This window comes from Thalassospira sp. B30-1, assembly GCF_015767575.1.
Taxonomy (GTDB): domain Bacteria; phylum Pseudomonadota; class Alphaproteobacteria; order Rhodospirillales; family Thalassospiraceae; genus Thalassospira; species Thalassospira xiamenensis.
The window spans coordinates 1,657,191-1,670,530 of sequence record NZ_CP065232.1 but is presented as its reverse complement, the minus strand read 5'-3'; the positions used below and the strand labels follow the sequence as shown (position 1 = coordinate 1,670,530).

The following is a 13,340-nucleotide window of genomic DNA, read 5'->3' as shown; positions in this document are numbered from 1 at the left end:
GCATTAGTCGCCGTCAAATTCGACCAGATGGAAGACATTGACACCGCGATCACGGATTTTTTGTGCCCCGCCAATATCAGGAAGATCGATAATAAAGGCACAACCGGCAACTTCGCCGCCTGCCTTTTCGATCAGATCAATCGCGGCAAGAGCCGTGCCGCCGGTTGCGATCAGATCATCCATCACCAGAACACGCTGTCCGGGCTTGATCGCATCGGTGTGCATTTCGATCACGTCCGATCCATATTCCAGTTCATATTCGACTTCGATGGTTTCAGCAGGAAGTTTGCCGCGTTTGCGGATCGGAACAAAACCGACACCAAGGGCTACGGCGACCGCCGGGCCGATGATAAAACCGCGCGCCTCAATCCCGACGATCACGTCGATCTGTTTATCCTGAAATTCGGCAGCAAAACTGTCGATCACATCACGCAAACCATCTGCATCGGCAAACAGGGTCGTGATATCGCGAAACATGATCCCCTTTTTCGGGTAATCGGGAATGGTACGGATCAGCGACTTGATCGACATGGGAGAACTCCGGCCGGGGTTAACCTGAAAAACAAAACCGCCATCTTTAACACCAGATGGCGGTTTAAAATCAAGCGTTCCCGAATATTGGCAGCAAATCGGGTTTGCCGCCTGCAATCGAAGCTAGGCCGCGTGCGCCGTGTTTCGATGCATTACGGCGTTGTTTGCCGTGACAAAGTCATTTGCAAGTTTCTTGCTGATTTCAGCACGTGTACCACGCGGCAAACCGGTCCCGGCGGCCTGCCGGTTACCCCATACTGCGCGATAAAGGCGATAATCATGGTCATTGATCTGACCAAATACTTTTTCAACTTCCATCAAGGTCTGGACATAACTTTTGTTCATGTCAGCCATCCTGTTGCTCGTGATGTTCCGAATGACAATCCCCTTCGGAATAACGACGCCCGGCTTTGCCAGCGCATCGTCAAGCAGCGATATAATCCCCTAAAGGCCGCCTCTCAACGGCAGGACGGTGACAAGATCGGGAATATTTTGTGACACCTCGCCTTAATCGGAAAAAATGCAATCAGAACAAAATGCTATCAGACAGAAAAAAGACGCCAACCGGCGAATAGCCAGCCCGGTTCAGTGCATCTTTTTCTGGGCTTCGGCCTGACGCGCTTCTTCATCAAACTTCTTTTGCAGCGCATCGGCATATTCGCCGTAGATACGGCCTTCGATCGACAGCTCCAGAAACCGGATATAGTCCTGCTGATTGTCGATTTTGGCGCGTGCAACCGGGATCACATCAAACGGACTTTCAGCATCCAGACCATATTTTCGGATCAGCTCCAGCATTTCGGCTGTGATCTGTTCGAGCTTTTTCTGCGCGTCCGAGAATGAAATGCTCATGATGTTTCCTGTTCTGATACGATAACCACGCGCCTTATGCCCTGCCAGTTACCAGATGACAAGTTTCCGCCCCCGCGAACTATACCGGCGCGCCATTACCTATCCGAATGATCCAGCCATTTTGCCATCCGACTTGAGACAAATCAAAGACCTGCATCCCGCATGGTCCGATGCTGCATTCGGGACAGTTTGATACGGACCATCAGTGGATCATTGATGGTCTGAGCGCGTGCATTTGCATAATCCATTCGGGGATCAGTGATGAAGTTGTTATCGGCTTTCAATGCCATGGGCATTCGCAAACGCTTTATGTGGGCGTCGGCCTTCGGCGTTACTTCCACGGTGATCATCGCACTTGCAATGATGATGTTTGCCGAAGAAAAGGCAATGGATGCCAAGCTTAATCAGCTAAGCCAGAATGAACTGACATCGCTTCATGCGCTGATTGTAAATGTGATGGCCGCCCGTCCTGATGACTCTGATGACATCGGTATTGATGTTTTCAACAACTGGTTTGAAAGCCGAAATCTGGATTATCCCGGCGAATTATGGTCGGCATGGGGCCCTACCACGCTAGCCTATATGAAGGAATATGGCGACAAGGACCTGAAAACGCCGCGCGATGCGATTGATCAGGAAGCCATTGAAACCGGTCAAACCATTGGACGTTATACCGACGAAGGCACCTATCGCCTGTCGATGCCAATTGTTCTTGGTGTGACCAAAGGTGCCGAACGCGAGGTTTGCTTTAGCTGCCATGGCGCAATGGAAGCTGAAAAGGGCGACGTGATTGCGGTTCTGTCATCAAGTCTTTCGGTTGCCCCCGAACAGGCGAAAACCAATCAGATCCTGATCGGTATTGTGATTGGCGGCATCGTCATTGCACTTGCAACCATCTTTGGCATGCGGTTGCTGCTGTCGAAAATCGTTACCGAACCGCTTAGCAAGCTGGGTTCGGTCATGACCGAACTTGCCGATGGCAAAACCGACCTGATCATCCATGACCTTGACCGTAAGGACGAAATCGGTCGCATGGCACAATCGGTCGATGTGTTCCGCACCAATGCGATTGCAAAAAAACGCATGGAAGCCGAACAGGAAGCGGCATCGCGCAAGCGCGAAGAACGCATGAAAACGCTTGAAAAACACATTGGCGGGTTCGAAGGGGTAATTGCCAATATTGTCGGTTCGGTTTCCACATCGGCCGACCGGATGCAAAGCACGGCCCGTGCCTTGGTCGGCGCCGCCGATCTGGCAAGCAAAAGTGCCACAACCGTTGCTGCCGCCTCCGAAGAAGCCACCGTTAATGTCCGCACCGTGGCCGACGCAGCGGAAAATCTGTCGCATTCGATCACCCAGATCGGCAATCAGGCGCATCATTCAACCGAAATCACCGCCGAAGCATCGCGCGAAGCCGAAGTTTCCAGCAAGACCGTCGCCGGACTTTCAGAAGCCGCCGGTCGCATTGGCGAGATTGTCGAACTGATCAGTGACATTGCTGGTCAAACCAACCTTCTGGCGCTTAACGCAACCATCGAGGCCGCCCGCGCAGGCGAAGCAGGTAAAGGCTTTGCCGTTGTTGCCGCAGAGGTCAAAAACCTTGCCAACCAGACGGCACGCGCAACCAGCGAAATTTCCGAACAGATTTTGGCCATCCAGGAAGAAACCGGCAAAACGGTCCAGTCAATGGACGACATTTCCAACGTTATTTCGCGGATTACCGACATCACAAACACGATTTCCGATGCAGTTCGTGAACAGGCCGATGCCACCGGCGAAATTGCACAGAATGTCGAACAGGCCGCTATTGGCACGCAGGAAGTCAGCAGCAATATCGAACGCGTCAGCGATACGGTGGCCGAAACCGATCAGGCCGCCCACCAGGTCCTGAATGTGGCTGAAGAACTGGGGCAACTTTCGACAGAACTTCGCCGAGAGGTCGATAGTTTCCTGATGAGTATCCGGTCGGCTTGATCCTGAAATTTTCCGGAACTGCATTTTGTGCCCCGCACCATTTCTGGTGGTGCGGGGTTTGTTTTTTTGGTGTACAGCAATTCCCCGGCAAAATCTTGGCATTAAAATTAACCTGACGATAACCGCCAATTTGTCTATTCTGAAAAAAAGGTGTTAAACCTTTAAAATTCTAATCGGGTTGGGGGTATTCGAGCGGCTCACGCTTGGAGAAAATAAAAGACAATGTCTTTTACGACGATCTTGGGGATTCTGGTCGGTTTGGGGCTTTTTGTCGGCTCCATCTTCATTTCGACCGACAACTATTTTGTGTTTATCAGTCTGTCGAGTGCGTTGATGGTGATCGGCGGGACCTTGGCAGCGACTTTTATTGCCTACGAAGCACGCTATGTTCTGCTTGCGCTCAAGCTGATTTTCAAAATCTTTCGGGCACCGCAGATGGGCCGGGGCCAATTGACCGGCGAAGTCGGCCGTGTTGTCAAATGGGGCTATCTGCTTCAGAAAAAAGGCATCAACGCGCTGGAGCAGGAAGCACAGCGCGTCGGCAAGGACGAGCCATTTCTGGGCTGGGCGATGGAAGTCGTCATCACCGGTTATAACGGTGATGAAACCGCCGAAATGCTCCATAACGCGATTGAAAACGCGTTCAGCCGCAATCTGGTACCTGTATCCATCCTGAAAAGCATGGCGGGTGCCGCGCCGGCATTTGGCATGATCGGAACGCTGGTTGGTCTTGTCATCATGCTTGATAAAATGGCCGATGATCCGACACAGCTTGGTTCGGGTCTTGCGATTGCGCTGATCACGACCCTTTACGGGATTGTCGCCGCCAGATTCTTTTTCATGCCGGCCGCCAGCAAAATCCAGCAGCGCGAGGAAATCATGCGGTTTCGCAATTACCTGATTGCCGAAGGCCTGATCATGCTAGCCGATCGCAAGGGACCGCGCGCCATACAGGACAAAATGAATTCGTTCCTTGATCCGGCGATCCATTTCAATATCGACAAGTCCGCAAAATAGCGGCCACAGACAATATGCTTGACGACAGGAGGCCATGATGGCCCGACGCAAATCACCGATGGGGCGACGCCAGGAAGAACTGGTCGAAGAAGACTGGATCGTAACCTATGCCGATGCGATCACGCTTCTGATGGCGTTCTTTGTGATGCTGGTCAGCTTTTCCAAGGTCGAAATCCCTCTTTTCGAAAAAGTACAATCAGGTATTGCCGAACAGATTGGCAAACGCGAGATCGTCCGCCCGACGCAGGTTCTCGAAACCGATCTGAAGGATGTTGTGTTCAACACATCAATGGATAGTGCCGTCAATGTTTCGACCGACGACGAAGGTATTCTGATGGAACTTGGCGGCGGCGCATTTTTCCATCCCGGATCAGCCAATTTGACGCAGGATGCGGTCCTGTTCCTTAAAGATGTTGGGGACCTGTTAAAAGAACCCCGTTATCTTGGCTTTCAGGTCGAAGTGACCGGGCATACTGACGACAGCCCGATCAACACACCACGTTTCCCGTCGAACTGGGAACTGGCGGCCGGGCGATCCATTGCCGTTGTGCGCTTTTTAACCGCGGTCGGGGTTGATCCGGAAAGTGACCGCATGCGGGCAATTTCCTATGGCGATACCAAGCCGAAATTGCCCAACCGCGGCGATGATGGCAACCCGATCGAAGAAAATCGCGAAGCCAACCGCCGTATCGAAATTCGCATTTTCCCAAAATATTCGCGCGTATTCTGATGTTGGTGGTGCGCGTTCTGCCGGGTACCCTATTCGATAACGACGACCATTTCATCGCGCGCGGCAAAGACATTTGACCATTGGCTGCGTGCCTGCTGCTCGATCTCGGCCATTACCACATCATTGTGATCGGGATCATGATGAAACAGGGCAAGCCGTTTGACGTTTGCCGCCTGACACAGCCGAACTCCCTCCTGCCAGGTCGAATGCCCCCAACCAACTTTGGCCGGGAATTCATCGTCGGTGTAGGTGCTGTCATAAATCACGAGATCAGCATTCCAGATGAAATCAAGAACCACCTCGTCAGGTTGGCCCAGCATATGTTCGGTATCGGTGACATAACAGACAGACTTGCCGCCATGCTCCACACGATACGCCGTCGCCCCGTTGGGATGACGCAACGGCCCGGTCCGAACGGCAATCCCATCGGCCGGGTATAAAACCGTCCCGACCGTGAAATCTTCGAATTTCAGTTTTGACTTCATGGCCGAAAGCGGTACCGGAAAGGTTGGATCGGCCATCTGGGCCGAAAACACGCGCTCGACCCCACCCTGCTCTTTCAAATGTCCGGCCAGCACGTGAAAACGTGCAGCAGGATTATAGGCCGGGACAAAAAACGGGAACCCGTTGATATGGTCCCAGTGGGTATGCGTCAGATAAATGCTGGCTTCGGTTACCTTGCGCCGGATCAGATCCTTGCCAAGATTGCGAATACCGGTTCCGGCGTCAAAGATCAGGGTATGATCACCGATCCGCATTTCGACACAACTGGTATTGCCGCCATAAACAACATGGTCAGGGGAAGGACAGGCAATGCTCCCACGAACTCCCCAGAACTTTACATCAATTGCCATTCGCTGCCCTTCACATATGTCTGTGGCTGTCGTCCGCGACAGACGAATGCATCAATCCCGTTGAAATATAACACTCATTTCGCAAAAGAAAATTACCCGTGTTCTAATTCTGCGGCTTGATAAACACCGCTGTACCGATCTCTGCCCCGAACGCCTGATCGGCACGTCCACAGTTTACGGCAACCTCACAAAGTCCGATTGAATTTCGGTAATGAAAGCCCTGCCCCAGCGCGACATCGGAGAATGTCCGGGCAGGCGAAAGAGACTGTCCGTTGATCAAAAGCTTCAGATTGCGGTTCTGCCACCCCGGTGCGGCAAGAAGACCGGTCATCAGATTGCCATAGCTGTCGATATAAATGATTTCTGAAAGCTCATCCGGCCAGCTCTGGGGCGGGACATAACGCAACCCGACATCGATATCGCCAAGTGCCACCGGTTCACCCTTGGCAATCATGCAGGCCACCGGGGCGAAAATATCGCGCCCGTGAAAGCTTGCCGATGCATTTTCGGGATGCCAGTTGATCACTCTCACCCGGCATGTTTTCGACCACCGGATCAGTATTTCGAACAATCCGTTGTCGGGACCGACGTAAAAAACGCCGCCGCATTCAACAACAATGCCGCGACGCTGGCTGCCGACACCCGGATCAACGACGCAAAGCACGACATCACCCGGTTGAAATTCGCGCGACAATGCGGCCAGAAGATAGGCTGATGCACGAGGATTGCGATCCGGCGCATCGACCATCAGATCGCAAACCGTAATGTCGGGGGCATTACGATGAACAACCGCACGCATCGCCCCACTATAAGGGCCGATTACGCCAAAATCGCTGAAAATCAGGATCATGTCGGACATCCGGATCGTCGGCAAACCTGCCTGATTTCAGTCAGGTTGCACGCAAAGCGCTGTTACTTGACCTCGCAGAACTGACCGCGACGTTTAAGCTCAGCACAGATTGCACTGGCAGAACTGTCACTAAGCCCGGTCGCCATCAAACGGAAATAGGTCCCCTTGCCAGGAATGTTTGCCTGCGTGACACCGTGCTGAAGTGGCGCAAGCTCGGCATAACGTTGTGTCAGGATTTGCCAACCGCGTTCGGCCTGTGCCTGATTGCGATAAGATGCCAGATGAAGGCTTTTGCCCCCGGCTGTTGCAGCAACCGGATTTGCCGTCCCCATGGTCGGGGCCGCTGCCATTTCGCTACCCGACTGAACCGCACGGCTTTCGCCGGTGGCGACACGACGAACAGGCTCGCCCGCGCTTAAGGTCGTTACATTGGCCTTTGCCGGTTCGACAATGGCGGCTTCGATTGCATCACGCTCTCGTTTGAATTCGTCGGGCGTCACCAATTTCATCTGCGAAAAATCTTCGATACGCGCGATCTGGCGTGCGGCATCCATCAAGCCTTGTGGTGCCGGCGGCGGGGTTGCGCGCTGGCGCGGTTGGGCCGGTAAAAGCGCATCCAGAATAGCGGTACGTTCATTGACATGTTCCTGCACCGTGATCGCCCCGATCTGAAGGGCACGGTTCAACTGGTTCAGGCGCTGCTCGATTTGCGTGCTGTCCGGTGGCGGATTATCCAGAAATGCCGCCGGTGCTGACTGGCTCATGGGCAGCAATGCCCCCAGATTGGCAGACCGGCGCGCTGAAAATTCCTCCGGCGTGACAAGGCCAGCGGCCTGTAAATCACGCAGAATCGCAAACCGCTTTGCGATGGCTTCGTCACCGGTGCTCAATGCTGCACCGGCAGGCATATCGGCACTTCGCGCACGCGGTTGACTGCTGGCGACCATCGGGGGTGCGACCATGGCATTCGACGGTGCCATGACGGATTGATTTGCCGTCCCCAACCCGGCCGGAGCCGTCGCAATCTGGTCATTGATGCTAAGCGATCCCGGAAGACCGCGCTGCAAACGCATCAGGTTGAATTCAGCCGCATCGCGCAACGGGCGCGGTTGCGTGCCGTTGGCCGTTGTCATCAAAACCGTTCCGGGCGGGTTCATGGCGATCAGGGTATCGTAACCATCCCGCGCACGATCAGCACGGTTGGTGTTTTGATACATCACCGAGCGCCACAAAAGCGCGTGCCCGTCCTGGGGATTTTTGCGTAATGCTTCGTCAAAGAATTTTTCCGCAGAGGCATAATCGCCGGTTGCAAGCTGCTGCAAACCATTGGCGGTATAATTTTCATCGGTAAATGAAGTCGCCTCGTCCCAGAAATCCTGATCAAGCAGTGGCGCACAGCCAGACACCCATGAAACCATGCCGACAACGGCAAGGCTTCTGCCGCCGATCTTCAGCCAGTTCCCGGTCCGCATTGCGGATACCTTCATGGTGTCAACCCCCTATAATTAAAAGACAATTCAGGGAGCATGTTTCGCAGGCTGTCGTCAAGTCCAACGCGCACCACCCCATCATTTCCCTGATGGTGATCCAGTCTGCCCGATGGCTGCGAACAATTCGTTAAAAGCATTTTCCAATGTCAGAAACTATGCAATAGGACATGTCCAAAATATAATTCGTAAAAGTAAACTATATAACTGTCTCACCTGTTAACGCGGCATTCAGGGACAATATGGTTTGATAGATCGTCCCATACCATTGTATGAATTCAAAATATCAGGAATTAATCCTGTCTCTTTCGGGGAAGTAGATTGATTGAGCCCAAACAATATGGCCAACAGGCCCTTCAGGAATACCTGATGCTTGATTATGTCCAGCGCCTGGAAACCCGCAAATTCGGGCACCGCGCTGTTCATATCCATTTGTCCCGGCTCAAGCCATTTCACCGACGCGATTATCATATCCGGGTCGCGACCAATACCTTTGAAAGCTACGTAAAGCTTTATGTCGGCCGTATCTTTGTCCTAAGTAACGATGACCTTCTGTTCATCTGGAAAGACAAATCGATCGCCGACGTGGAACCGGCAGTTGACACGCTGCGCTACCTGTTCCGCGATGATCCGCTTTCGCAGGACGAAAGCGAGGAAACCGGATTCTGCACATGGTACAATCTGAATACGGAATTCCAGGAATTCCTGCTGCTGTGCCAGCATCTTGATGAACGCGCCAAAAAGCTGCAGCAAAGCAGCAATATGCGCCCGGCCCAGAAGCCAACCAATGTTCTGAGCCCGATCAATGCGGAAAATCTGGCCCAGTTGGAAGACACCATTCATTCGGCTGATCTTTCCGAACATATCCGCCAGCAACCTGTTTGCGTGTTTGCCCGCGCGGGGTCCAAGGAACTGCATCCGGTTTTTGACGAATTCTTTGTCTCGATCTCGGACTTGCGCAACGCGATCATGCCCAACATTGACCTTGCGTCAAACCGCTGGCTGTTTCAGCATATGACCGAAGTGCTTGATAAACGCATGCTGAATTATCTGTGCAAGCGGACGTTCAAGACACATGCCAGCTCATTCTCGATCAACCTCAATCTGGAAACGCTGACATCCAAGGATTTCGAGCGGTTCGATGAAGTTGTCCGTAAAAAATGGCCGGGCAATGTGATCATCGAACTTAATCAGGTCGATCTGTTCTCAAACCTCGAAACCTATCTGCGGCTGCGTGACGAATTCCATGAACGCGGCTATCGCGTTTTGATCGACAATCTGACTGTCGAAGCCCTTTCGTTTGTGGATCGCAAAAGCCTTAAGGCTGATTTCATCAAGGTCGCCTGGCGCGAGGAAATGACAGACAACGTCATTCGCAAGAAATATTCCGAAATGGACAATCTTGTGAAAGACTCTGGCCGGGAACGTGTGATCCTGTGCCGTTGCGACAGTCCGACTGCGATCAAATTCGGTCAGTCGCTGGGCATTACCCTGTTCCAAGGGCGCTATATCGACAACATGATCGCCCGTCAACGCCGTGCGAAACGTGCGGCCGCAGCACAGAAACGCTAACCTCGCCCCAATCCGATTATTGCTCCTGACAAATCCTGTCACCTGACGGGGATTTGCCGCGTTTCTTTGCTTGGCAAAAAGGGAACAAAAGCGGTACAAATAAATATGCTTTACGCGCTTTGTCCCGATTGCCATCACAAATGGCGTTTCCATGCAGACCGGCCGCTCGCCAAAAGCGGCGAAGGTGCCTATGCACCCTGCCCGGTCTGTGGCGGAAAACGCGGGATCGCGCATGCCGAACTGCCCGAACTTTTCATCGGGCACCTGGATTGCGATGCGTTTTATGCCTCGATTGAAAAGCGTGACCGACCGGAACTGATGGATCAGCCGGTGATTATTGGCGGCGGGCATCGCGGGGTGGTTTCCACCTGCTGTTATGTCGCGCGCAAATTCGGCGTGCGATCCGCCATGCCAGCCTTCAAGGCGCGCGAACTTTGCCCCGACGGTGTTTTCCTGAAACCCGACATGGCAAAGTATCAGCGCGAAGGATACCGGGTACGTGACATGATGCGCGCCATAACCCCGGACATTGAACCGCTTTCAATTGACGAGGCGTTTCTTGACCTGACCAATGCGCAAGGAACGCATGGTAAAACAGCCGCCGAATGCCTGATTGATCTTCAGGCGGAAATCAGGCGCGAAGTCGGCATCACGGTTTCCATCGGGCTTTCCTACAACAAATTTCTGGCCAAGATCGCATCCGACCTCAATAAACCGTTCGGCTTTTCAATGATTGGCTCCGCAGAAGCCGTATCGTTCCTTGCGGATAAGCCGGTACGCATGATGTGGGGCGTTGGACCGGCGATGGAGCGCAAGCTGCGCGACGATGGCATCACCACCATCGGACAGATGCAACAGCTTGATATACATGCCTTGCAGGGCCGTTACGGCAGCATTGGCAAACGGTTCTTCCATTTTTCGCGCGGGCAGGACAATCGCCGGGTCGAACAAAGCAGCGAACGCAAAAGCCTGTCATCGGAAACAACCTTTAACGAAGACATTTCCGACCTTGATGAACTGGTCGATATCGCCAAACGCCTGACGGCGCGCGTCGCCAGTGATCTGGCACGCAAGGAAATCGCGGGCCATACCGTTGTTCTGAAACTGAAATCAGCCGATTTCAAAACCCGCACGCGCAATATGCGCCTGACCTACCCGACATTGCGCGAAGATCTGATCCTTGAAACCGCACTGACACTTCTGAAAAAGGAAGTCGATGGCACGCGTTATCGCCTGCTGGGTGTCGGCGTTGCCGATCTTTTCCCGGCCGATACAGCCGACCCCGCCGATCTGTTTGGCGAAACCGAGGAAACAGCACCCGTCGAATTGATCGAGGATAACGGCGAAAGTGCTCTGCCCCCGGCCCGCCTTATCCCGCAAATCCCGCGCCCGACGGCGGAACAACTGCGCGAAAGCCTGACGCGGCGGTATCGTCAACACAAGAAAACGTCGCGCCAGCACCGTTTCGGATTTTAGCGTTTCCATTGCCTGAACGGCTTGAAACGAAAAATGCCCGTCGCGAACCGAACGAGCATCACAGATTGGACAATCTTTTGAAAGAAAGTGGCGTCCCCTAGGGGATTCGAACCCCTGTTGCCGCCGTGAAAGGGCAGTGTCCTAGGCCTCTAGACGAAGGGGACGCAAATCGCTGTGCGATCTTATGTATGGCCTGCTTTGGTGGCGTCCCCTAGGGGATTCGAACCCCTGTTGCCGCCGTGAAAGGGCAGTGTCCTAGGCCTCTAGACGAAGGGGACACAGTCACCAAAATGCAGTCCATGTTAACGAGTGGCGTCCCCTAGGGGATTCGAACCCCTGTTGCCGCCGTGAAAGGGCAGTGTCCTAGGCCTCTAGACGAAGGGGACGCAGCGCGTTAACGAGGCCGGTTTTTAGCGATTGGGTCGGGCAAGGTCAAGCGCGTTTTTCGCCGCTGTGACGTTTTTTTTAATCCCCCACCGCAAATAGGGCGATAACACGCCAAAAGCCGGGAAATCCAAGCATCCTGTTTAACCGCAAGGATCATAGCCCGATCCTGCAATATCCTTGTCCAACACATATGCGAACGCATGTCCGCAACGACAACCGCAAAGGCACCTGCACAAAACCGTTTGAAATCAATTCGCCCGTTTTCGGGTTCCCATCCAGAAGGCCGTTCCCGCAATCGCAAGGCAGACACCAAGGAAGGCAAACATCACACGATAGCCTTCCGTCGCGCCCGGTTCAAACCGGCCGATGATCACACCTGCAATCCCCTGAAGGACAAACAGCCCGCCAAAGGTCGCCAGATTGACCGTGGTCAGGGCACGGCCAATCAGATGTTCGGGCACCGCGGCCCGCGATGCAGCATAGTTAAGCGTTGCACAGCTGCCCAGAAGCCCGTGTGCGACCATCAGGACCGCGGCGAGCCAAAGAGCTGTCGTCCCCAGCAGCGCCTGCAACAGGCACAGCACAGCCGCGATCAGAACGGCAAAGACGATCAGGGGATGTGCCGCACCGCCCATCAGGCGCGAAAGTTGCCCATAGGCGGGCGGTCCGATGATCATGCCGATTGTCATCACCAAAAGAACGTTACCGACATCCACCGCCCCGAGATGGAAGACGTCCTGTAGGTACGGCCCGCCCCAAAGCCCGCGCACGGTCAGGATCGCCGGATAGCTGAAAAAGGCGACACCGACCAAAAACCAGACCTGCCGGTTTTTCCAGACAGAGACCATGCCGCGCAGGGCCTCGCTGACAGTTTCCCCCTTTCGGGAATGGAAGCTGTGGTTTGGCGGTGCGTCGCGCACCATGGTGAATGTCAGAACAACCGAAAGCGCGCTGAGCACGGCAAGCCCGTAATAAACGTCGCGCCAGCCGCGAAGCTCGATCAGGGCGGCCAGTGGCGTTGCCGATGCCAGAACGCCCAGCAAACTGAACGCCACAATCAGGCCAGAGGTCGCGGCAAACTTTTCCGGCGCCACCCAACGCGATGCCAGCACCAATGCCGCCATGAAGGCCGCTGAACAGCCAAGGCCGATCACCGCCTGCCCGATCATCAATCCCGCCACACTATGCGCATTGGCAAAGATCAGAACACCGGCCACCGTGATGATCATCATCACACCATTGGTCAAACGCGGCCCGTAACGGTCCAGCATCACACCGACGGGAATTTGCATCAGGGCAAAGGCAAAATGAAAACTGCCCGATATCAGGCCAAGTTCCTCGGGAGAGGTCGAAAGCTCCGCCCGAAGGGATTCGGCCAGCAAGGCTTGTGCTGAACGGAAAAACTGGCTGAGCGAAAAGGCCAGCACGACCGGTGCCAGGATCCATAAAAATGTCCCTACCCCGTGCACGGCCTGCTTTGGTGTTTTTGTATGATCATTCATGATGCCAAATGGCATAATCCGATCACGGGATACCCGCAAGCCCCCGTAAGATATATCCTGATGTATTGCCGTGATACGTTTGGCGCGATGACACAGGCGGGTTCAGAT

12 protein-coding genes and 3 tRNA genes are annotated in these 13,340 nt (G+C 54.0%); 5 read left to right on the top strand and 10 right to left on the bottom strand.

Going from position 1 to position 13,340, the window contains the following annotated elements; translation table 11 throughout:
* Window positions 1–3 precede the first annotated feature (3 nt).
* The 3 genes from IT971_RS07895 to IT971_RS07885 form a co-directional block, all read right to left on the bottom strand.
* Entirely contained in the window at window positions 4–531 is a 528-nt protein-coding gene (locus IT971_RS07895) for an adenine phosphoribosyltransferase (protein WP_007091598.1), read from the bottom strand.
* A gap of 123 nt (window positions 532–654) precedes the next feature.
* Window positions 655–876 carry a hypothetical protein gene (locus tag IT971_RS07890; RefSeq protein ID WP_007091599.1) on the bottom strand — a complete coding sequence of 74 codons (222 nt, stop codon included), beginning with the start codon at window positions 874–876 and terminating at the stop codon, window positions 655–657.
* Between the two features lie 240 nt (window positions 877–1,116).
* Complete coding sequence (locus IT971_RS07885; protein WP_007091600.1) at window positions 1,117–1,383, bottom strand: hypothetical protein; 267 nt, start codon at window positions 1,381–1,383, stop codon at window positions 1,117–1,119.
* A gap of 261 nt (window positions 1,384–1,644) precedes the next feature.
* Between IT971_RS07885 and IT971_RS07880 the strand changes: the two genes are divergently transcribed.
* The 3 genes from IT971_RS07880 to IT971_RS07870 all read left to right on the top strand — a co-directional run bounded on the left by IT971_RS07880 (window position 1,645) and on the right by IT971_RS07870 (window position 5,104).
* A complete protein-coding gene (locus tag IT971_RS07880; protein WP_223305065.1) occupies window positions 1,645–3,357 on the top strand; it encodes a methyl-accepting chemotaxis protein in 1,713 nt (570 codons plus the stop codon).
* 222 nt (window positions 3,358–3,579) lie between these two features.
* Window positions 3,580–4,374, top strand: a complete 795-nt coding sequence (locus IT971_RS07875) for a motility protein A (protein WP_007091602.1) — start codon at window positions 3,580–3,582, stop codon at window positions 4,372–4,374.
* A 34-nt stretch (window positions 4,375–4,408) separates the two neighbouring features.
* A complete protein-coding gene (locus tag IT971_RS07870) occupies window positions 4,409–5,104 on the top strand; it encodes a flagellar motor protein MotB (RefSeq protein ID WP_065701949.1) in 696 nt (231 codons plus the stop codon).
* A 29-nt stretch (window positions 5,105–5,133) separates the two neighbouring features.
* On the opposite strand, the gene IT971_RS07865 is transcribed toward IT971_RS07870, so the two are convergent.
* The 3 genes from IT971_RS07865 to IT971_RS07855 form a co-directional block, all read right to left on the bottom strand.
* Window positions 5,134–5,958 carry an MBL fold metallo-hydrolase gene (locus IT971_RS07865; protein ID WP_063093420.1) on the bottom strand — a complete coding sequence of 275 codons (825 nt, stop codon included), beginning with the start codon at window positions 5,956–5,958 and terminating at the stop codon, window positions 5,134–5,136.
* 103 nt (window positions 5,959–6,061) lie between these two features.
* Window positions 6,062–6,808, bottom strand: coding sequence for an S-adenosyl-l-methionine hydroxide adenosyltransferase family protein (locus IT971_RS07860; RefSeq protein WP_063093419.1), 747 nt, complete (start codon window positions 6,806–6,808; stop codon window positions 6,062–6,064).
* A gap of 62 nt (window positions 6,809–6,870) precedes the next feature.
* Window positions 6,871–8,295 (bottom strand): tetratricopeptide repeat protein, encoded by a 1,425-nt coding sequence (locus IT971_RS07855; protein ID WP_063093418.1) that lies wholly within the window; start codon window positions 8,293–8,295, stop codon window positions 6,871–6,873.
* Window positions 8,296–8,616: 321 nt separating this feature from the next.
* Here IT971_RS07855 and IT971_RS07850 point away from each other — a divergent pair, with 321 nt between their 5' ends.
* Entirely contained in the window at window positions 8,617–9,867 is a 1,251-nt protein-coding gene (locus IT971_RS07850; RefSeq protein WP_007091607.1) for an EAL domain-containing protein, read from the top strand.
* Window positions 9,868–9,972: 105 nt separating this feature from the next.
* The gene (locus tag IT971_RS07845) at window positions 9,973–11,343 is read left to right on the top strand and encodes a DNA polymerase IV (RefSeq protein ID WP_063093417.1); all 1,371 of its coding nucleotides are present in this window, start codon (window positions 9,973–9,975) and stop codon (window positions 11,341–11,343) included.
* 88 nt (window positions 11,344–11,431) lie between these two features.
* Here IT971_RS07845 and IT971_RS07840 read toward each other — a convergent pair.
* From IT971_RS07840 to IT971_RS07825, 4 genes are all read right to left on the bottom strand, one after another.
* Window positions 11,432–11,507 (bottom strand) — tRNA-Glu (locus tag IT971_RS07840).
* A gap of 38 nt (window positions 11,508–11,545) precedes the next feature.
* Window positions 11,546–11,621: transfer RNA gene (locus IT971_RS07835), tRNA-Glu, on the bottom strand.
* A gap of 32 nt (window positions 11,622–11,653) precedes the next feature.
* Window positions 11,654–11,729: transfer RNA gene (locus tag IT971_RS07830), tRNA-Glu, on the bottom strand.
* 249 nt (window positions 11,730–11,978) lie between these two features.
* On the bottom strand, window positions 11,979–13,232 hold the full coding sequence (locus IT971_RS07825) for an MFS transporter (protein WP_223305063.1): 1,254 nt from the start codon (window positions 13,230–13,232) through the stop codon (window positions 11,979–11,981).
* Between the last annotated feature and the right edge of the window lie 108 nt (window positions 13,233–13,340).